The organism is Variovorax sp. PAMC 28711 (assembly GCF_001577265.1).
Taxonomy (GTDB): Bacteria; Pseudomonadota; Gammaproteobacteria; order Burkholderiales; family Burkholderiaceae_C; genus Variovorax.
Window position 1 is genome coordinate 258,561 of record NZ_CP014517.1, and the last position, 15,481, is coordinate 274,041.

At 59.7% G+C, this 15,481-nt stretch carries 31 protein-coding genes; 10 read left to right on the plus strand and 21 right to left on the minus strand.

Going from position 1 to position 15,481, the window contains the following annotated elements; translation table 11 throughout:
• Positions 1-296: 296 nt before the first annotated feature.
• From AX767_RS01395 to AX767_RS01485, 21 genes are all read right to left on the minus strand, one after another.
• On the minus strand, positions 297-662 hold the full coding sequence (locus AX767_RS01395) for a hypothetical protein (protein WP_068628029.1): 366 nt from the start codon (positions 660-662) through the stop codon (positions 297-299).
• The gene (locus AX767_RS21490; protein WP_168164794.1) at positions 659-826 is read right to left on the minus strand and encodes a hypothetical protein; all 168 of its coding nucleotides are present in this window, start codon (positions 824-826) and stop codon (positions 659-661) included. The genes AX767_RS01395 and AX767_RS21490 overlap by 4 nt, the downstream gene beginning before the upstream one ends.
• On the minus strand, positions 823-1,194 hold the full coding sequence (locus AX767_RS21160; protein ID WP_156480918.1) for a hypothetical protein: 372 nt from the start codon (positions 1,192-1,194) through the stop codon (positions 823-825). The genes AX767_RS21490 and AX767_RS21160 overlap by 4 nt, the downstream gene beginning before the upstream one ends.
• A gap of 167 nt (positions 1,195-1,361) precedes the next feature.
• A complete protein-coding gene (locus AX767_RS01405) occupies positions 1,362-1,559 on the minus strand; it encodes a hypothetical protein (RefSeq protein WP_068628031.1) in 198 nt (65 codons plus the stop codon).
• Between the two features lie 100 nt (positions 1,560-1,659).
• Positions 1,660-2,076, minus strand: a complete 417-nt coding sequence (locus AX767_RS01410; protein ID WP_068628032.1) for a hypothetical protein — start codon at positions 2,074-2,076, stop codon at positions 1,660-1,662.
• Entirely contained in the window at positions 2,076-2,270 is a 195-nt protein-coding gene (locus AX767_RS01415; RefSeq protein ID WP_068628033.1) for a hypothetical protein, read from the minus strand. Before AX767_RS01415 ends, AX767_RS01410 begins: the two co-directional genes overlap by 1 nt.
• Positions 2,267-2,524, minus strand: a complete 258-nt coding sequence (locus AX767_RS01420) for a hypothetical protein (protein ID WP_068628034.1) — start codon at positions 2,522-2,524, stop codon at positions 2,267-2,269. The genes AX767_RS01415 and AX767_RS01420 overlap by 4 nt, the downstream gene beginning before the upstream one ends.
• Positions 2,521-3,108, minus strand: a complete 588-nt coding sequence (locus tag AX767_RS01425) for a recombination protein NinG (RefSeq protein WP_068628035.1) — start codon at positions 3,106-3,108, stop codon at positions 2,521-2,523. The genes AX767_RS01420 and AX767_RS01425 overlap by 4 nt, the downstream gene beginning before the upstream one ends.
• Positions 3,105-3,857: a DNA-methyltransferase gene (locus AX767_RS01430; RefSeq protein WP_068628036.1), complete on the minus strand. Its 753-nt coding sequence runs from the start codon at positions 3,855-3,857 to the stop codon at positions 3,105-3,107. The genes AX767_RS01425 and AX767_RS01430 overlap by 4 nt, the downstream gene beginning before the upstream one ends.
• Complete coding sequence (locus tag AX767_RS22055) at positions 3,854-3,988, minus strand: hypothetical protein (protein WP_257721705.1); 135 nt, start codon at positions 3,986-3,988, stop codon at positions 3,854-3,856. Before AX767_RS22055 ends, AX767_RS01430 begins: the two co-directional genes overlap by 4 nt.
• A complete protein-coding gene (locus tag AX767_RS01435; protein WP_068628037.1) occupies positions 3,985-4,371 on the minus strand; it encodes a recombination protein NinB in 387 nt (128 codons plus the stop codon). The genes AX767_RS22055 and AX767_RS01435 overlap by 4 nt, the downstream gene beginning before the upstream one ends.
• A 136-nt stretch (positions 4,372-4,507) precedes the next feature.
• Positions 4,508-4,699 carry a hypothetical protein gene (locus tag AX767_RS01440; RefSeq protein WP_068628038.1) on the minus strand — a complete coding sequence of 64 codons (192 nt, stop codon included), beginning with the start codon at positions 4,697-4,699 and terminating at the stop codon, positions 4,508-4,510.
• 151 nt (positions 4,700-4,850) lie between these two features.
• Positions 4,851-5,417 carry an HNH endonuclease gene (locus AX767_RS01445; protein WP_068628039.1) on the minus strand — a complete coding sequence of 189 codons (567 nt, stop codon included), beginning with the start codon at positions 5,415-5,417 and terminating at the stop codon, positions 4,851-4,853.
• Positions 5,418-5,444: 27 nt separating this feature from the next.
• Positions 5,445-5,984, minus strand: coding sequence for an HNH endonuclease (locus AX767_RS21635; RefSeq protein WP_068628040.1), 540 nt, complete (start codon positions 5,982-5,984; stop codon positions 5,445-5,447).
• Positions 5,985-6,231: 247 nt separating this feature from the next.
• The gene (locus AX767_RS01455; RefSeq protein WP_068628041.1) at positions 6,232-7,068 is read right to left on the minus strand and encodes a toprim domain-containing protein; all 837 of its coding nucleotides are present in this window, start codon (positions 7,066-7,068) and stop codon (positions 6,232-6,234) included.
• On the minus strand, positions 7,065-8,543 hold the full coding sequence (locus tag AX767_RS01460; RefSeq protein WP_082754743.1) for a DEAD/DEAH box helicase: 1,479 nt from the start codon (positions 8,541-8,543) through the stop codon (positions 7,065-7,067). Before AX767_RS01460 ends, AX767_RS01455 begins: the two co-directional genes overlap by 4 nt.
• Entirely contained in the window at positions 8,540-9,361 is an 822-nt protein-coding gene (locus AX767_RS01465; RefSeq protein WP_156480920.1) for a hypothetical protein, read from the minus strand. Before AX767_RS01465 ends, AX767_RS01460 begins: the two co-directional genes overlap by 4 nt.
• 10 nt (positions 9,362-9,371) lie before the next feature.
• Positions 9,372-9,554 (minus strand): hypothetical protein, encoded by a 183-nt coding sequence (locus AX767_RS01470; RefSeq protein ID WP_068628044.1) that lies wholly within the window; start codon positions 9,552-9,554, stop codon positions 9,372-9,374.
• 97 nt (positions 9,555-9,651) lie between these two features.
• Positions 9,652-9,864 carry a hypothetical protein gene (locus AX767_RS01475; protein ID WP_068628045.1) on the minus strand — a complete coding sequence of 71 codons (213 nt, stop codon included), beginning with the start codon at positions 9,862-9,864 and terminating at the stop codon, positions 9,652-9,654.
• Positions 9,861-10,406, minus strand: a complete 546-nt coding sequence (locus tag AX767_RS21170; protein ID WP_156480921.1) for a hypothetical protein — start codon at positions 10,404-10,406, stop codon at positions 9,861-9,863. The genes AX767_RS01475 and AX767_RS21170 overlap by 4 nt, the downstream gene beginning before the upstream one ends.
• Before the next feature lie 3 nt (positions 10,407-10,409).
• A complete protein-coding gene (locus AX767_RS01485; RefSeq protein WP_068628047.1) occupies positions 10,410-10,640 on the minus strand; it encodes a transcriptional regulator in 231 nt (76 codons plus the stop codon).
• A 65-nt stretch (positions 10,641-10,705) separates the two neighbouring features.
• Between AX767_RS01485 and AX767_RS01490 the strand changes: the two genes are divergently transcribed.
• From AX767_RS01490 to AX767_RS01520, 10 genes are all read left to right on the plus strand, one after another.
• A complete protein-coding gene (locus AX767_RS01490; protein WP_068628048.1) occupies positions 10,706-11,404 on the plus strand; it encodes a S24 family peptidase in 699 nt (232 codons plus the stop codon).
• Positions 11,405-11,406: 2 nt separating this feature from the next.
• Positions 11,407-11,763 carry a hypothetical protein gene (locus AX767_RS21175; RefSeq protein WP_156480922.1) on the plus strand — a complete coding sequence of 119 codons (357 nt, stop codon included), beginning with the start codon at positions 11,407-11,409 and terminating at the stop codon, positions 11,761-11,763.
• A 14-nt stretch (positions 11,764-11,777) separates the two neighbouring features.
• A complete protein-coding gene (locus AX767_RS21640) occupies positions 11,778-12,452 on the plus strand; it encodes a hypothetical protein (protein WP_210392536.1) in 675 nt (224 codons plus the stop codon).
• 179 nt (positions 12,453-12,631) lie between these two features.
• Positions 12,632-12,871 carry a hypothetical protein gene (locus AX767_RS01500; protein WP_068628049.1) on the plus strand — a complete coding sequence of 80 codons (240 nt, stop codon included), beginning with the start codon at positions 12,632-12,634 and terminating at the stop codon, positions 12,869-12,871.
• Between the two features lie 49 nt (positions 12,872-12,920).
• Positions 12,921-13,775 (plus strand): hypothetical protein, encoded by an 855-nt coding sequence (locus tag AX767_RS01505; RefSeq protein ID WP_068628050.1) that lies wholly within the window; start codon positions 12,921-12,923, stop codon positions 13,773-13,775.
• A 4-nt stretch (positions 13,776-13,779) separates the two neighbouring features.
• Positions 13,780-13,935 carry a hypothetical protein gene (locus tag AX767_RS21180; RefSeq protein ID WP_156480923.1) on the plus strand — a complete coding sequence of 52 codons (156 nt, stop codon included), beginning with the start codon at positions 13,780-13,782 and terminating at the stop codon, positions 13,933-13,935.
• Positions 13,932-14,201 (plus strand): hypothetical protein, encoded by a 270-nt coding sequence (locus AX767_RS01510; protein WP_068628051.1) that lies wholly within the window; start codon positions 13,932-13,934, stop codon positions 14,199-14,201. The genes AX767_RS21180 and AX767_RS01510 overlap by 4 nt, the downstream gene beginning before the upstream one ends.
• Positions 14,198-14,365 carry a hypothetical protein gene (locus AX767_RS21185; RefSeq protein WP_156480924.1) on the plus strand — a complete coding sequence of 56 codons (168 nt, stop codon included), beginning with the start codon at positions 14,198-14,200 and terminating at the stop codon, positions 14,363-14,365. Before AX767_RS01510 ends, AX767_RS21185 begins: the two co-directional genes overlap by 4 nt.
• Positions 14,362-14,565, plus strand: coding sequence for a hypothetical protein (locus AX767_RS01515; RefSeq protein ID WP_068628052.1), 204 nt, complete (start codon positions 14,362-14,364; stop codon positions 14,563-14,565). Before AX767_RS21185 ends, AX767_RS01515 begins: the two co-directional genes overlap by 4 nt.
• A 120-nt stretch (positions 14,566-14,685) precedes the next feature.
• Positions 14,686-15,276: a Sak single strand annealing protein gene (locus AX767_RS01520; RefSeq protein ID WP_068628053.1), complete on the plus strand. Its 591-nt coding sequence runs from the start codon at positions 14,686-14,688 to the stop codon at positions 15,274-15,276.
• Positions 15,277-15,481 lie beyond the last annotated feature (205 nt).

Consider the following 15,481-nt stretch of genomic DNA (forward strand, 5'->3'; position numbering starts at 1 on the left):
GTTGCGTCAGCATCACCATCTCTGCTCCTTGGTGTAGGCCCATCCATCACGCGCATGCGCTGGGCTACTGGGGTGCACTCCCCGCCATTGGGTCAGTGCGTACCCTGGAAAGCGTTGGCGTTACGCTGGCTGAATGTGTTGGCGGGGCCGTCCACTACGAGCAACTGGTGCATGTGTGATTGGTTAGACGCCCGCCGAACGAGAAAACCCGCCGAGCCTTGCGACTGAGCGGGTTGATAAATTCTGGAGGCAACTTCTCCCTCCGAGAACCGAATGTATCGAAAAATCAGGAAGTGTCAAGCATCATCTGTATCGGCGACATTCACATCACCGCGAGATTGCCACGCCATCGCCTGCGCTGGTGCCTGCCGATACTCGCGCTGGCTGCTGTAGCGCCTAGGGGTATGCCGCACCTTCGCCTCCATCGCCTGCTCGTGTTTGTTCTCCCGGTTGGTAGCGATGCGGACATTGCCGGGCGTGTAGCCTCCCTCATCGTGGAGCCGGCACATGCACATCTCCCGCGATCCGCGGCCACGCTTTTCCCAGTGCGGCTCCCACAGTTCCCACCACTGCGCATAGGAGAGCGTGAATGCCAAGCCTCGGGCGGCAGCGCCGGCCTTGTGCTGCTTGTAGCGGCCTTCCGGTGACTTCGGGTCGATCATGGTTGCTCCTTTGCCTTGTCGATCTGCTTTGCCAGCCACTCAGAACCCAGCCGCTTGAGCTTCTCCCATCGCGCATCGGTGAGGCGCACACTGCGCGGCTTGGTTTGGTCCTCGGGTGCGTTTGGCTTCCTGCCTTGGCCTCGGTCAGCAGGTTGACGGGTCATGACATTTTCAGGATGGTGGCAATGCTCGCCATGAAGTGACTGGCGCGCTCTGGTGTTTGGGCGCCGCGCTTCCAGGCTTTTACGGCTTTTCGCACCCGATCCAAAGCCTTGAATTCCATCTGATCGGCATGGCAGTAGTCGCACATCACAACGCAGTCGATCACGTTTTCATTTCCCGGGACCCCGCCCCGGTCGCCGTTGCAAATCTTGCAGGCGTCGCGCGCATACGTCCTTCCCACGCCCTGAAGTTTGCGATCCACCATTGGTGACGACCAATCGTCTTTTGGAGCGAGCTTCGCGCATCCGGGATGGTGATGCGTGCCAAGCATGGAGCCGCAATCTGGGCAGATGATGTTGTCATTGTTCATTGCGTTCGTTCCTCTTCGGCTTTCACCGTTTGTTCAAATTGCTCGTCGGTCATGTCCGTGCAATCAAGGTCACCAGTCTCAACCGCGTTTGGATGAATCCATGTGTAGCCAAGGCGCGCCCGACGGACGAACCTGAAGCCTTCTTCACGGAGGCTCACAAAAGGCCCTTAGGCCTTGGCGCGAAGCGCGTCATAGATCTGGCCGGCCATCGTTTTATAGCTACCTTCTCCCAGCACCGATTCGATTGCGTCCCGCACATCCATTCCGGATTGAACCAAGGTGCCGATGACAACCGTGAGCACGGTGTTCTTATCGGAGGTGCTCAGGAGGGCAGCGACTTGATTCAGGGTGGAGTTTGCGATCATGGTGTGCTTTCGGTTGGTATGTGTTTATTGTAATACCGAAAACAAGCAGCGCAAGCTGTTTCTTGTACTACTTCAATCAATCCGACGAACGGTAGTTTGGTCACATAACGCCAGCGCTCATGAGGCGGCGAATGAGGTGGTTCCGCGCCTCTTGCACGATCACGCCACGCTCCAGCGGATCACGGGGCAGCCGCGGACTGAGCCACACGCTGCGGCCGGTGCTGAGGTTCCGGGCCAGCACGTACAGCGCCGATCGGTGAGGGTCGCGCATCTCGCTCACCTGGAAGTCGACCGCCTCCATCATCTTCCCCTGCAAGTCGTCCTCGATTACGTCGCTGGTGCTGTCCCATCCCTTCCCGCTCTTGGCGTTGCGGAACATGGGGTCAGCGCCACACACAGGCACAGGCGAATAGCTGCGTGCCCACGAGTGCCAGCGGCTCAGGAGGTCGTCAAGAATCGCGGCGGAATCGTTCTTCATGGTCTTTCCTTCGTGGATCTTGTAGGGGATGCGGAGCATCAGAGGCTCTCCATTTCGATCTGCACTTCGCCGATGGCCAGTTCTCGGCGAACCGATGAAAACGTTGAGCAGTCCACGAAGCGGACAGAAACGCTAAACGGGCTGATTCCCGTCCGCCGCTGAAGCGTTTGAAGGATTTCCCGAATCGCTTCTTCGGCCACCTTCTTTTCCTGACGGGCCTCTTCAAGCGTCATGCCTTCGCCCCTTTGGAGTGGTATTGCTCGATTACTACCTCGGCAACACCGGGCGGATACAGGCTGGCTTCCCGGCGCGCGGCACGCAGTGCATTGCCGCGGCTGTCGAACGCCTCCTGGCTGCCGCCAACGGTTTGGCCGTTGCGCGGCGCGATCAGGCGCCAGCGCCACCAGAACTCGCCGTCTACTGGCTTCAGCGTGCCGGGGAAGTGCTTGGGCGACTTGTAGACCTGAAAGACGCGTTGCGGTTTCATGGCTGTTCCTTCTGAAGTTGCTTAGTGCGCTGGATGAAGTCGGCGCGGATGGCTTTAAGGTCATCGACCGAGTAGTGGCGCGGCGCGTTGTCGGCCTCGATGGCTTCGACGAATGCCAACCCGTAACGCTCGACCAGCCGGATGCGGTACTCAACGGCGTTGCTGTGCTTGTGCAGATTGCACTGGATGCACTGGCCGTGGATGTTTCGCGGGTCGAGCGCCAGGTGCTTCGCTGCGCCGCGGCTGCGGTAGTGGCCGGCCTGGAAGTCAGGCGCCCACGGGGCCGGGCAGGAAACACACGACAAACCAGCGTCACGCAGGCGGATGAAGGCGTTGACAGCCTTCTGTGCGTCGGCGTACCAGTCGGCAAGATCCTTCTGCGAAGCCCTTCGCTTCTTGATCTCGACGCGCTCGATGCGGGCCTTGGCGAGCTCATCCTTCTTTCGGGCGATCGCCTTCTTGCCGTTTTGTTTCTCCAGCCAAGGCGCAATGCACTCGTCATGTATTACGTGCCTCGCAAACTCTTCCGGCATGCGGATGCGGCAGTGCTTGCAGCGGTTGGGCTTGGTGCTGCGGGCGATCATGCAACTTCCAAAATCAGGCCGCGCTGCGCTGTGCGGGTGTTCTGCATGGCTTCACATAGAGGATTGAGTTCGCAGCCGGCCCACTGGCGCCCAAGCTGTTCGGCGGCAATCCCTGTGGACCCGCTGCCCAGGAATGGGTCGATAACGATGCCGCCAACTGGAACCGAGTAGCGAATCAGCGGCGCCAAAATGCCGAGCGGCTTCTGTGTCGGGTGAACTGCGGTGCCGTGCTCATTCGAGACTTGAAGCACGCTGCGCTGAAGCTTCGGCCCTCCGTCGTGACTGACATAGTGACCGGCTTCTATGTGTCCGGTATGGGTCGGCCGCGTCTTGCGGCGCACCGTCTTGGCATTCGCGTCCATGGTGACTTGAGCCTCATGAAAAACTTCGCCCCATGCTCCTCGGTAGAACTGGATCGCATGCTCATGGACACGGCGAAATCGGTCGGCGTGAAAGCCTGTGCCGTTCTGCTTTTCCCAGACGATGTCCTGGGCGTACTTGAAGCCCGCGGCCTCCATCTCCCCAAAGATGGTCGACAGGTAGCGCATTGAACCGAACACCCAAACCGATGCAGCCGGCTTCAGGACACGGGACACCTCAGTCATCCAGCCTTCGCAGCGGCGATCCCATTCCAGCGACGTGTCTCCGTAGGGCGGATCGGTGACGCATGCGTCAGCGATGCCGGACGGCCATGCGGTCATGACTTCCCGACAGTCTCCGAAGTGGCATCGATCAAGCCAATCGTTCATGCAGCCTCCCCCACTTTGCAGATCGCTGCGGCAATCAGCAGCACAACTGCTATCACCCATGCGGAGCGATTTGAGATGTGCGGAGCGAGATAAATGGTCGCGGCTAAGGTGAAATACTCCGATGCGGTCATGCTTCCACCTCATGCATCGCCATAAATGCGACGGCGTATTCGATGAGACTGGATCCCCGCGACTTACTCATCAGCGCAGTCGATTCGCGGACATTGACGAACTCGCCCTCGATGCCCGGGACGATTTCGCCGCCCTCTTTCGTGGCTACAGCGTGGCCCGACACCAGCAGCACCTTCCAGGCGGCAGCGTCGCGAGGCTTGCCAGCCCATTCAATGCCTGCTTTGGCGAGGTCCGAGCAGATGGCGTGGAACTTGGCGTTCTGATCGCTGTTGCGGTTTGGCTCGGCGATGGTCACGGTCTGCCCCTCTGGCGCTTCGACCACAGCAGCGACAGCACGGCGGCGTGCTTCGGCGTGAACAAGGCGGAATATGCGCTTGCTCATCGCGGCACCTGCCCGTGGAAATAGACCATCGGCTGCGCTTCAAGCTCATCGGCGTTCACATGGAACGGCGGAGAGCACCAATCCCACGCCGGATCGAGGTAGCAGACACGCGGCAGCGGACCGCCTTCGACGCAGATCACTCTGCAGCCTCGCCAGTCGTAGAGATGGCCTTGCTGCGCATAGCTTGTTGCAGCAACTGCGGGAGTTCCGCGTGCTCCGGGTCCTGCGCGATCTCCTTCGCTCGATCCCATGCCCATGCCTTCACATTGGCCGTGAATGGCGGTGCCAGCATCTTCAATAGATGCGCCAGGTGATCGGATGTGGTCATGCATTGCGCGCCTTTCTCACCCACGCATACACGGTGGTGACGTGCACGCCGATCTCATGCGCGATAGCGATTGGCTTTTCGCCATTGATGACGCGTTGCGCCACAACATGGGCTCGCAACTTTCTGGCTTCGTGGGAAAAGCAATCCGTACTCATGCCCGCGCTCCCAGACCCGCGAATGGGCTTCCGGTTTCAAGCCAGCGCCGGCCTTGAACAATGTCTGCAACCATCGAAGCAGACACGCCTGTGATGCGCGAGATTTCAGCGCGGGTAACGGACTCCGACCGCAATGAGCGAACTTGGCGGGCCTTTTCGATATTGTTCACGGTAGCCGAGCGGCGGCGTGCAGCCATGGTGAGCGCGATCTTGGTGGCGTTGTGGTGCTTGGCTTCACCGACCTTTGCGCGATGTTTGCCCCACTCCTTGCGCGTGCCTACGGCCAGGTGATCGAGCAGGACGCATGCGTTGTTGCAGCACTTTCGATAGACCAACTTGCCTTCTGGCACTGGGCCATTGGCGTCTTGCCACAACGAACGAGGCACTGCGTAGTTGTCTGTGCGCGCCTTCTTGACGTTGCGCGCCTTGACGATCGGCATCGAGCCCTTGCAGCCGAAGAAGCCTTGCCATTCGAGGCATTCACCCACTTCAATGGCTTCAGCCATGCCTTGCGTCAACTTGTCGGCTTTCGACGCCGCCCGGAAATTTCCTTTGTTGCTCACGATGATCCTTATCAATAGAGACGCGAATCAGCAGAGCTGGCCGCGTTGATTTGCGAAAACCAGCGGGTCTTTAGCGCCCTTGGATTGATTGCACGACGGGCAAAGCAACTGCAAATTCAGCCGGTCGTTAGAGCCGCCACGGGCCAACGCCATGACGTGATCGACGTGATAGCCATTGCGCAGAGAGTCGCGGCACACCGGGCATTTCGATTTCTGAAGCCGAAGCAACGACTGAACGTCAGCCGATGTGTATGCACCACCGGCGCCAAGCTTCGTCGCGCGGCGCTTTGCGTCGTGAGCACGTCTAGCCACGGGATCCTGTCTCCGCTTCTCCATGATCTTTTCCTTGTTGGCTGCGTAATACGCGGCGTTCGCCTTCCGAAGCGGCTCAGGGTCGATGACGTTGAGTGCAGCCCTCCGAGCGTTCGACGCCAGCACCGCAGGCGGCGTGTCGTTGCGCTTGGCGTTGTTGCGAAAGTCGGACGCCTTTTTCTTGTCCGGGTTTGCTGCAACCCATCGGGCCTTTCTTGCCGTCTCGCTTGCCCGCTGCTCTGCTTCTGTCTTCATAGATACCTCTGTATGAATCAACCCGAAAACCTTGATACCTGGTCTGGTGGGACGACCCAGCCCTTCCTGGGTGAGCCTTCACATGTGTTCCTGTTCCGGAGCCGCATGACCCGCCAGACGTTCGATGCAAGGGCTCTGGCTTCGCCACCCTTTCCCCTGTTTCAGCACCTATCCAACAGTTGGGGACTCACCCTGCGCCGCTGTTGTTAATCCGATCCAACCAGCGCAGTGAAAAAGCAGTTCACTACTACGGCACGGCCATTGCCTCGCGCAACGTGCGTGTGAGTCCCTGCGACACGGCGAAGACGCCGAGCCGTTGGTGCGTGTCGTTGAAGTCCTCGCCGACGCGATCGCTCATCCAGTAAGGCCAGCCGATTTCGCGGGCGACTCGTTCGCCTGTCCCGCTTGCGTCGTTGTCGGCCAGCACGATTCCGCGAGGCAGAGCGGCGGCAATCTTTTTCATGTTTCCAGCGCTGAAGCACACATGCAACGTGTAAGGGCGCTTCAAGTTCTTCAATGCAAGGCGCGCGCTCAGAGCGGTCGCGTAGCCCTCGCAGACGATGTGCGGACCTTTGTTCGCGAAGACGAACTCAGCGCAGCCGGAGCGCTGGCCGTGCAGGAATTTCTTCTCGCCGGCCTCGGTGATCTTTTGGCACCCAACCAAAACGCCGTCGATGAACATAGGGATGATTGCGAGCGGGCCAGCATCTGTCTTCCAGACGTTCACGGCCTCATCAGGGAAGCCCTTGGACGCCGTGTAGGCGTGAGTGGCTCGCTGGCATTCGGAAAGGATTTGAGCGGCCTGTGCGGCTGCGTTGGCGTTGTTGCGTGCCGTCTCGCGCGCTGCGTCTCTTGCGATGCGCTGCACCTCTTGGTGCGCAACAGCCGACTCGCCTTCAGCGCGCCACGAACTGACGTCTTGCATGGTCGCGTGGTTCTGCACGAAGCCGTGGTCGCCCATGAACTTCACGGCGCCATTTCGATGACCCGGCTTATCGGTGGTCTTGTAGCGCTTCCATGCGCCCACGGTTGGCAGGCTGTCGATGATGACGCCATGCGCGCGGCAGAAGTCGATGAACGTCATGCCGCCTCCTTCTGCTTGCCCTTGGCCTTGCGGATGAAGTTGGACTTGATCCAGCGGCGCACTTCTGGCGATGGCTCTGCGGGGTCTGGCAATCCGCCCTTCGGCAATTGGCCGAACTTGTCCTCGAACAGGTATGCAGCCCAGCCGGGCTTGCGGTTCTTCTCGATGGCGAACCCGACGAACTGAGAAAGCCATTCCTGCTTCTTTTGCTTCTCTGCGTTGGCGGCAAGCTCTTGCAGTTCGCCAGGAACCGCCGTGATGTCGGTGCGGCGGGCACGAACGAATCCGCAGCATGGGCAGGTATCAGCGCCACCCGGCCACACATGCGCGCAGGCTGGGCACTTGGCGGCCTCTTTTTCGTTCTGCGTCAGCTCCTTCTTTGTCTTTTCGCGACCGTCGTCCAGCTCGTTGATACCGTTATCGAAAACGTCATCCCAATCGTCTTGGAAGCGCAGGTAGTTGCCGGAGTGATCGAGCCACAGAGCAAACTCTTTGCCAGGATGCGAGCGCATCACGCGGCCCATTTGCTGGATGTGCGATGACAGCGACTTGCTGAACGGACGGGCGGATATGCCGATCATCACGTCCGACACGTCGAAGCCCTTGGTCAGGATGTCGGTCGCAATCAGGCCGTGAATCGTCGTCTCGGCTTTCGAGAATTCGGCGATGGCGTCGGCCTTGAATTGGTCGTCGTCGTTGTACGACAGGCTGACAAAGTTGTAGCCAGCCGCGGCGAACTGTTGGGCCAAGTCGGCACCGTGAGCAACGCCGGAGCAGAAGACAACGGTCTTGCGTGGCCCGCCGAACACCTCATGCGTCTTCTTGACCCATTCGGCAACGATGTCGCCTGTGATCTTCATCCCGCGCGTGGTGACCTCATCCTGTGCCCACTCGCCGGCTACCTTCTTGGCGCCAGTCATGTCGATCTCTTTGGCGATGAAGACGCGCAGCGGTGCGAGCCTGCCGAGACGGACCAATTCAGCGGTAGTGACGCTGGACACGACGTTGGTGTACGTCGCGCCCAAGCCCTTTGTGAAGGGCGTAGCGGTCAACCCGACAACCCTCACATCGGGATTGTTCTTGATGAAGTGCTTCATCATTTCGCGGGTCTGGTGCGCTTCATCGACGATGAGCAACTTCAGGCCAGGGAAGTGGCCGCGCTTCTCGAGCGTCTGCGCGCTGCAAATCTGGATCGGCTCATAAGGGCGATAGCGCCAATGGCCCGACTGGATGACGCCGTGATCGATGCCGTACTTCTGAAGGCGCGCGCTGGTCTGGTCGCACAACACGATACGGTCCAGCACCATCGCAGAGCGGTTGCCTTTGACGCGAGTCGCTTCAAGCAACGCAATCGCCATTTCGGTTTTGCCTGCGCCGGTCGGGGCGACAAGAATCTGCGATCGATGGCCACTAGCAAAACCCGCCCGTAGTTGGGCGAGGATGCCTTCCTGGTACGAGTAAAGCTGGAGGCTCATGCAGTCGCCCTCGCCCGCTTCAATTCCTTCTCGTTCATCTTGATCTGCTTGCGCAGTTGCGATGCCTCGGATTGGTAGTGATCGCGGGAAGAACGAAGGGCCGCGTTTTCTGCCGTGAGTGTCTTCAGTTGCTGGCGCAGGTCGGCGATGGTGTCGGCCGCTTCCTGCTTTTCTTCTTCCGTCGCGTCCATAAGGCCGACAGCCAACCGCGCGCGCAATTCATCGTTCTCCTGAGACAGGATCACGATGGCGTTTTCTTCCTCGTTTTGCTCGAAATCAGGCTCGTCGGCCGGTCCAGGTTTTTCGCTCGCCTCAGAGGGAAATTCGACGGCCGAAGGCTCCTTTTCCTTAGAGTTATCCACAGGGGTGGGGGTGATAACGGTTATCACTTTTTCGACTTCAGCGGGCTTGCGCAACGCCGACACGAATGGCTGCGAGACTCCGCATTGCTTCGCAATGTCGCGGTCGCTCCAGGTACTCCACTCCTTGTCGTCCAGCATCGTCTTCACCGACCGGCGCTTATCCTCATTTGAGCGGCGCAGGCCATGCGTTGAGTTCGCGCCCACAGAGAACAGCACGGCATCGCGCTTGCTGCCTTCGCGCACTTCAGCATTGATGCTGGCCTTGCGTGCGGCCTTGTGCGCGAAGTAGCGATGGAAGCCATCGGCCAGCCAATGCGCGGAGCCGTCGAAGAAGACGACGACAGCCGGCAACTTCACGCCATCGCGCAATGCGTCGGCGTATTCGGTAACGACTGCTTCATTCAGCGCGGCGCGTGTTTGCGTGCCGCCGTCGATGCTGATACGTGTGAGGTCCATCAATGCCATATCAGTTCGCTTTCGCCTTGGCGGCTTCAATCAGGGCGTGGCCGAGTTCGATTGCTTCCTCTGCGGAAAGCGATTTCGTGATGGCGGCGATCTCGTCGCCAGTCAGGCCGTGCTCAACTGACGTAGCCAACAGCAGCACCTTGTCGTCTTGCCACGTCACATGGCAGGGATGGAACGGGTTCATTTGTGATCCGGTGTATGGGAGTCGTAGCGATCAATCCAAAGCGCCAGCCGCACTGACCGCAGGCGGAAAACGCTGGCGATGAAGCGGATCGCGCGCATCAGATGCCGCCTCGCTTGATGGAATCGTTCTTTGCCGCGTTCGCTGCACCCTTGGCGCGGCCGACGACAGTGATGCAGCGCGAGTGATAGGGGTCAACCAGTCCGACATGCAGCTCAGTGCGCTGCGGATTTCGGTTGTTTGTGGTCTGACGCGGTGCATCACGCCAGTTGAAGGGCGAGATGCCGGCCAGGCTGGGTGCGTTGAGGCTCATGCTGCGATTGCTCGTGTAGCCGTGATTTCCTCGAGCACCGTCAGACGTGACCGGGCGGCGACCCACTGGCTAACCAGCGTGTTGCCCACCACCGCCTCAAAGCGTGCAATCGCATCAGCAGGCAGATCGCGCCGGCTGGGCTTGTCGTCTTCGTGGAGGTAGTCGGTGACGTGCTGCGGGTAGAGATTGGCTTCAGCGGCAAGCTGGGTGCGCGTCATGAAATGAACGCGCTTCAACTGCCAGGAGATCCGCACCGCTTGCCGGTACGTCTTCGCCAACCTCACCCACTGTTCAGGTGCAATGCTGGGGGCGTCGATGCGCCCCATCAGCGGGAATTCACGGGAATCCATCAGTGGCCTTGATAGAAAGAATTCAACGTCTAACCAGTTGCCTAACCGGTTGGCTCGGCTCAAAAAATAGAGGCCATGACGACGCGAAAAATCACAACCTTTCGGATATGCCCAGCCAGCCGTACCGGCGCCTTGGGAGGCACCCCGCCGACGCTCGGCGAGACTGGTGGACACATCCGGAAGGGCGCGCATGGCTTAGACCTTTGCTTCCACCAACTCGGGCCAGATCGCTTGCCAGTCGTCGGGACGCAAGTCGCGCCGGGAAACCGCTCCGTCGGTTGCCTTCTCGATAGCCACAGCGCGCTCTGGGGAAACCGAGCGATTGCCAGAAGCCATCTGCGACAGGTAAGAAGCCGGAATGCTCAGAGCCGCCGCAAGGGCGACTCCGTTGCCACGGCCAGAATCGAAGTAGGTTTTGAGGTCCATGTTGCTCTCGCTTTTGCGAAAGTGTATGTCCCAAAAGCGAAAGAAGCAATAGCTAAAGTGCGGCCATGAAGCGGCCCCAGCCAACAAAAGTGATCGACGCAACTGTTCAGCGACGTTTAGATCGGCTGGAGCGGCTCATCGATGACGACTACGACGAGAGCCCGGCAGAGTTCGAGAGAAAGACCGGGATCAAGATGGCTCAGGTGAACCAGTGGTTTTCTGGTTACCGGGCATTGCGCGACAAGGCGGTTCGGCGCCTTGAAGAGGTGACCGACAAGCCGCCTGGGTGGTTCGACGGCGGTCAAGTGGTGCCAACGACCGAATACTTGCCGGGCTTCAAGCCGCTGAGCATCCCCTTGCTTGCGCAAGCTGCGTCAATGGGGCCTGGCGCAGATCAGCTCCACGACGAAGTGGTGGTTGGGCGCCTCACGGTGTCGCCGCAGTGGGTCACCCGAACCATTAAGCCTCTCACCGGCATTGAGAATCTGAGATTCATCCACGGCTACGGCGATTCAATGGAACCCACTTTCGCCGATGGTGACATTCTGCTTGTCGACGCTGGAGTGACAGACCACCGAGTCGATGGCGTGTATGTGCTCGAGGCAAACGATCGCATCTACATCAAGCGTGTGCGTCAACGGCTAAACGGTTCATTTGAGGTCAGCAGCGACAATCCGACCGTCAAGACCGTCGACGAGCTCAACAGCCCTGGGGCTCGGATCTGCGGGCGTGTTGTGTGGGCCTGGAACGGAAAGAAACTGTGACGATGAACTTTTCGCGTGCAACGGCACTTTGTCTCTTGGTGCTTGTCGCCGGCACAGTTTCAGCCCAACAGGTAACGCTGCGTTGCGACTTGACATATCTCAAGGACGGAACGAAGTCGGAGTTGTGGGTAGTCATAGACCCAGCTGCCAACATGATGCGCGTCAACGGCTCGGCCCGTTCGCTTGTCATGACGAACGAAAGATACATAGGAAGCGATCAGAGCGGAGCATTCACCCGGATTGCGTCGATAGATCGAAACACTGGCGAGATTGATGTTTCAAGCGTATATGAGAACCAAGTGGTTTTGCCTTCAAAAGGCATCTGCGCAAAAGCGACTCCACCCGCCACAAAGTTTTGAGATCAAGGTTGAAAATGAAAAAAGCTCTGAGGATCTGTCTTTTGGCCTCTTCCCTCGTGGTGCTCGCCGGATGTGCGCCGCAAACTCTGCAATCGACTCCTACTCAGTCATACCGTGTCGGACAGCGGATAAACGCAACCCCAGGAGGGGTCATCCTCTCTTCACAAACCGGCACGATCCGAACCGTGCGCCGTTGGGTTGGTATCTTGAACTCACCTGATGGATGGGAGACCACCACCGGCAACGATTCCAGTTTTCTGCGGAAGGAGCTTTTGTACTCTGGCATTTCCGGATCCACCATTGAAATCGGGTATCGAGAGTTTCGAGGCGGAATGGCCGCGCCCGCGTTCTACCAAAGCGCCAAGTACGACCTCTCCGCATCAAAGGCAATCAGCTTTCAGAATTTCCGTTTTGAAGTCGACTCTGCCGACAACAACGGCATGACGGGAACGCTTATCAGCGACGGAACAACGACGGCCAGCGCAACGGCCACGAGCTCGCCAGCAGTGCCGCAAGGAAAAGACACACTAATGGCCGAGCGACTTGCAAAAGAGCGTTCTTGCTCTCCTCAACCGAAGGCGATCTTGAGCGGCAAGGGCGCTGGCTTTGAGGCCTACATGGTGTCCTGCACGAATGGCGATGCGCTTTCGATTCGCTGCGAGTTTGGGAACTGCCGCGTCTTACAGTAGCGAGACTTCTGCGCTGAAGACAAGCCGCCCCTGAGGCGGTTTTTTGTTGCCACCGCTTCCGCTACTGACCGGCCAGTCATAAAAAGCGAAACTTACTTTCGCTTTTGCTTGCGTCAATCAATCGCTTTTGCTAAAGTTCTTTCCATGCCGCAAACAACATCCCGGCAAGGAGAAGCAGATTGGCAACCGACAACTTCACAGCGATCGACACCGAGCTGGACGCGCTCCGCAAGGTGATGCGCACCGCACCGGCCGAAGCCGCGGTTCTGACCGAAGCCGAGTTCCTCGAGTTCGCCGCGCATGTGTCTCGCCAGTGGGAGCGCTTCTGCGCCAGCGGCCGGATCAAGAGCGAGACGACTCGCGCAATGGCTGCTGCCTGCGTCCAGTACGTCGAGCACAAGCGCAACACCAACACCTGAACAGGCGATGCCGCGCGCCTGTTCAAGCGCGGCGACCTTGGAAATCCTCATGAAGCACACGATCGTTCTACTGGCCTGCCTTGCGGCCTTCTCTGCGTCGGCAACGAACTTCGGCCCGAGCTATGGCAACGCAACCAGCACGGCCAACGGCGGCGCTGCGTTCGGTGGCCAAGCCAACACCAGCGGCGGAAACATCAGCTCCAGCATCGGCGGCAGCGCAGCGGCCAACAACATCGGCGGATCGGCAACCGGCAACACGGGCTCGGTGAAGGACGCGACGCAGACGCTCACTGGCAACCAGGTGAACACGACTGGCGGCAGCGCTAACGTTTCCGGCGGTGCGCAGACCAACAACCTCAATGGCTCGGTCACTGGCGGCACGGCCACGACAACCAGCGGCGCAGCGACCACCACGGGCGGCAACATCGCCAGCGGTGTGAACGGTTCTGCAAAGCAAGGCCAGCAGCAGTCCACGGCGAGCGGTGTCAACGGCTCCGGCAACGCGCAGGGCAACAGCACCGCCGTCACGGTCGAAGGCTCCAGCACCGTCTACGAAGCCCAGGCGCGAAACCCCGTGTCCACGGCCTACGCCGCCCCGTTGACCTCTGCGAACGGCACATGCATGGGCAGCAGCAGCGCCGGCGCGCAAGGCGTGTCGATGGGCGTTTCCTTCGGCACCACCTGGACGGACTCCGGTTGCGACGCTCGGTATGACGCGATTGCGCTGAGCCAGATCGGAGAGCGCGAAGCTGCGAAGGCCCGCCTGTGTCTGAAGCCGGAGATCGCAAAGGCATTCGAGGCAGCTGGCAAACCTTGCCCAGGCTCAGAAGCCCATCGCGCCGAAGCAATCCTCAACGGTGCCCCGGTCGCTCGCCGGCCCATGCCTTGGCAAGCCGGAGGCTGAACCCATGGCCTACGACCTCCCCTTCACCGAAGAACAGCTGGCCGAGTTCGACCGCGCGCACCACGCCGCAAAGGTGTCGGGCTCTCTCGATCGGTGGAGCGATTGCCGCGCGCTGAACGAGCAGAACCAGCGCGACACGCTGGAAGGTGCAGCGTCATGAGCGCCCGTCAACCCACCCGGGCCTTCCTACTCAGCAATGCCCGCGCCCTGATCCAGCAAGCGTGCAGCGGCTGCGGACTGTCCCAAGCTGAAGTCCTTGGCGTGCTCTACACCCTGAACGCGAGTGCAGACATGCGCCAGTTCAGCGAGCACGACAAGGATCTGTTCCTTGACCTGATCGCAGCGCTCGAGCCGGAAGAAGAGCCTGAGCTGTTGTCGTTCAGGACGCTTGAGCCGGCCACGCTGGACACACGGGTGGAACTATGACCACGCAAACCCGCTTCATCCACCGCATGGGCGATCACGTTCGCTCAGGCGCCGAGTACGGATGCGCCATAACCCGCCCTTCCCGTGAGCGCATGCCTGCTCACGAAAAGGCTCTCTACATCGTGGCCGTGCTGGCCCTCATCGTTATCTGGAGATTTGCATGACCACTCGTGACCTGACCGATCAAGACATTGATGGCTTCCTGATGGCGCACAAGCAGCGCGCAGAAGAAACCCGGTTCGCCCAGCTCGAGGCCGATTGGACGCCCAACACAGTGATGGAGGACTTCGTGATGTTGGCGGTCATTGCTTTGATCGCCCTGGCGGTTCCTGTGGGCTTCGTGCTCTGGAAGGTGTTGGGATGAACACCGCCCGCGACTTCCTGAGCGTCTTTCTGCTTTACCGACGCCACCGAAACGGCGTGAAGAACTCCGCTGTTGCTGCTTACCGAATCGCCGTGCTCCGGCTTCCGTTTTGAGGACACCATGAAAACCTATAACGAAGTCGCCGCGATCAACGTTGGCGAGAAGACTGAGCGCAAGGGCAACCTCACGTATCTGTCGTGGGCATGGGCTGTTGACCAGCTCCTGCGCTTGGATGCCACCGCAACCTGGGAGTACAAGGACCCGGTCTACTTCAAGGAGACGCTGATGGTCTTCTGCTCGGTGACGGCCTTTGGCAAGACCATGACCGCCCAGCTTCCGGTGATGGATCACAAGAACAAGGCCATTCCCCAGCCCGACGCATTCCAAGTAAACACGGCAATGCAGCGCTGTCTTGCTAAGGCCATCGCCTTGCACGGGCTGGGCCTCTACATCTACGCCGGGGAAGACCTGCCGCCCGATGAAGACGATGTGCCGCAGACCAGCCACGACCGCGAACGCATCATCCGCGCTGCTGCTGACATGGCAATCATCAAGTTCCAGGAGGGCAATGAAATCGCGGCTTACGAGGAAGTTTCGGGAATCACGGACAACGAGGAAAAGCTGTACCTGTGGAACTACCTTAAGCCGCATTCCGCGCTGCGCTCGGCTATCAAGCGCCTGGCAACGGCTGACTCGAAAGTTCCCGCATGAACTCCCATCCCCACAAAGACGAAGGCATTGGCACTGCGGACGTGCAAACGCCTGGGCTGTACTGGCATGACAGTCAGCAGTTTGGCCGCCGCCTAATGCGCGTGTCCTACGTGAACTGGGCTTTCCCAAAGGGCCACGGAGACCGCCCTACGGACTACATGCCGGCGCGACTGAGGGCGAGCAGACCTGACGAAACGATGCACAC

What these genes read in the sequence shown, in the direction of transcription:
- AX767_RS01395 (WP_068628029.1), bottom strand. Translation starts at nt 662, where the DNA reads ATGATCGACCCGAAGTCACCGGAAGGCCGCTACAAGCAGCACAAGGCC.
- AX767_RS21490 (WP_168164794.1), bottom strand. Translation starts at nt 826, where the DNA reads ATGACCCGTCAACCTGCTGACCGAGGCCAAGGCAGGAAGCCAAACGCA.
- AX767_RS21160 (WP_156480918.1), bottom strand. Translation starts at nt 1,194, where the DNA reads ATGAACAATGACAACATCATCTGCCCAGATTGCGGCTCCATGCTTGGC.
- AX767_RS01405 (WP_068628031.1), bottom strand. Translation starts at nt 1,559, where the DNA reads ATGATCGCAAACTCCACCCTGAATCAAGTCGCTGCCCTCCTGAGCACC.
- AX767_RS01410 (WP_068628032.1), bottom strand. Translation starts at nt 2,076, where the DNA reads ATGCTCCGCATCCCCTACAAGATCCACGAAGGAAAGACCATGAAGAAC.
- AX767_RS01415 (WP_068628033.1), bottom strand. Translation starts at nt 2,270, where the DNA reads ATGACGCTTGAAGAGGCCCGTCAGGAAAAGAAGGTGGCCGAAGAAGCG.
- AX767_RS01420 (WP_068628034.1), bottom strand. Translation starts at nt 2,524, where the DNA reads ATGAAACCGCAACGCGTCTTTCAGGTCTACAAGTCGCCCAAGCACTTC.
- AX767_RS01425 (WP_068628035.1), bottom strand. Translation starts at nt 3,108, where the DNA reads ATGATCGCCCGCAGCACCAAGCCCAACCGCTGCAAGCACTGCCGCATC.
- AX767_RS01430 (WP_068628036.1), bottom strand. Translation starts at nt 3,857, where the DNA reads ATGAACGATTGGCTTGATCGATGCCACTTCGGAGACTGTCGGGAAGTC.
- AX767_RS22055 (WP_257721705.1), bottom strand. Translation starts at nt 3,988, where the DNA reads ATGACCGCATCGGAGTATTTCACCTTAGCCGCGACCATTTATCTCGCT.
- AX767_RS01435 (WP_068628037.1), bottom strand. Translation starts at nt 4,371, where the DNA reads ATGAGCAAGCGCATATTCCGCCTTGTTCACGCCGAAGCACGCCGCCGT.
- AX767_RS01440 (WP_068628038.1), bottom strand. Translation starts at nt 4,699, where the DNA reads ATGACCACATCCGATCACCTGGCGCATCTATTGAAGATGCTGGCACCG.
- AX767_RS21635 (WP_068628040.1), bottom strand. Translation starts at nt 5,984, where the DNA reads ATGAAGACAGAAGCAGAGCAGCGGGCAAGCGAGACGGCAAGAAAGGCC.
- AX767_RS01455 (WP_068628041.1), bottom strand. Translation starts at nt 7,068, where the DNA reads ATGACGTTCATCGACTTCTGCCGCGCGCATGGCGTCATCATCGACAGC.
- AX767_RS01460 (WP_082754743.1), bottom strand. Translation starts at nt 8,543, where the DNA reads ATGAGCCTCCAGCTTTACTCGTACCAGGAAGGCATCCTCGCCCAACTA.
- AX767_RS01465 (WP_156480920.1), bottom strand. Translation starts at nt 9,361, where the DNA reads ATGGACCTCACACGTATCAGCATCGACGGCGGCACGCAAACACGCGCC.
- AX767_RS01470 (WP_068628044.1), bottom strand. Translation starts at nt 9,554, where the DNA reads ATGAACCCGTTCCATCCCTGCCATGTGACGTGGCAAGACGACAAGGTG.
- AX767_RS01475 (WP_068628045.1), bottom strand. Translation starts at nt 9,864, where the DNA reads ATGAGCCTCAACGCACCCAGCCTGGCCGGCATCTCGCCCTTCAACTGG.
- AX767_RS21170 (WP_156480921.1), bottom strand. Translation starts at nt 10,406, where the DNA reads ATGCGCGCCCTTCCGGATGTGTCCACCAGTCTCGCCGAGCGTCGGCGG.
- AX767_RS01485 (WP_068628047.1), bottom strand. Translation starts at nt 10,640, where the DNA reads ATGGACCTCAAAACCTACTTCGATTCTGGCCGTGGCAACGGAGTCGCC.
- AX767_RS01490 (WP_068628048.1), top strand. Translation starts at nt 10,706, where the DNA reads ATGAAGCGGCCCCAGCCAACAAAAGTGATCGACGCAACTGTTCAGCGA.
- AX767_RS21175 (WP_156480922.1), top strand. Translation starts at nt 11,407, where the DNA reads ATGAACTTTTCGCGTGCAACGGCACTTTGTCTCTTGGTGCTTGTCGCC.
- AX767_RS21640 (WP_210392536.1), top strand. Translation starts at nt 11,778, where the DNA reads ATGAAAAAAGCTCTGAGGATCTGTCTTTTGGCCTCTTCCCTCGTGGTG.
- AX767_RS01505 (WP_068628050.1), top strand. Translation starts at nt 12,921, where the DNA reads ATGAAGCACACGATCGTTCTACTGGCCTGCCTTGCGGCCTTCTCTGCG.
- AX767_RS21180 (WP_156480923.1), top strand. Translation starts at nt 13,780, where the DNA reads ATGGCCTACGACCTCCCCTTCACCGAAGAACAGCTGGCCGAGTTCGAC.
- AX767_RS01510 (WP_068628051.1), top strand. Translation starts at nt 13,932, where the DNA reads ATGAGCGCCCGTCAACCCACCCGGGCCTTCCTACTCAGCAATGCCCGC.
- AX767_RS21185 (WP_156480924.1), top strand. Translation starts at nt 14,198, where the DNA reads ATGACCACGCAAACCCGCTTCATCCACCGCATGGGCGATCACGTTCGC.
- AX767_RS01515 (WP_068628052.1), top strand. Translation starts at nt 14,362, where the DNA reads ATGACCACTCGTGACCTGACCGATCAAGACATTGATGGCTTCCTGATG.
- AX767_RS01520 (WP_068628053.1), top strand. Translation starts at nt 14,686, where the DNA reads ATGAAAACCTATAACGAAGTCGCCGCGATCAACGTTGGCGAGAAGACT.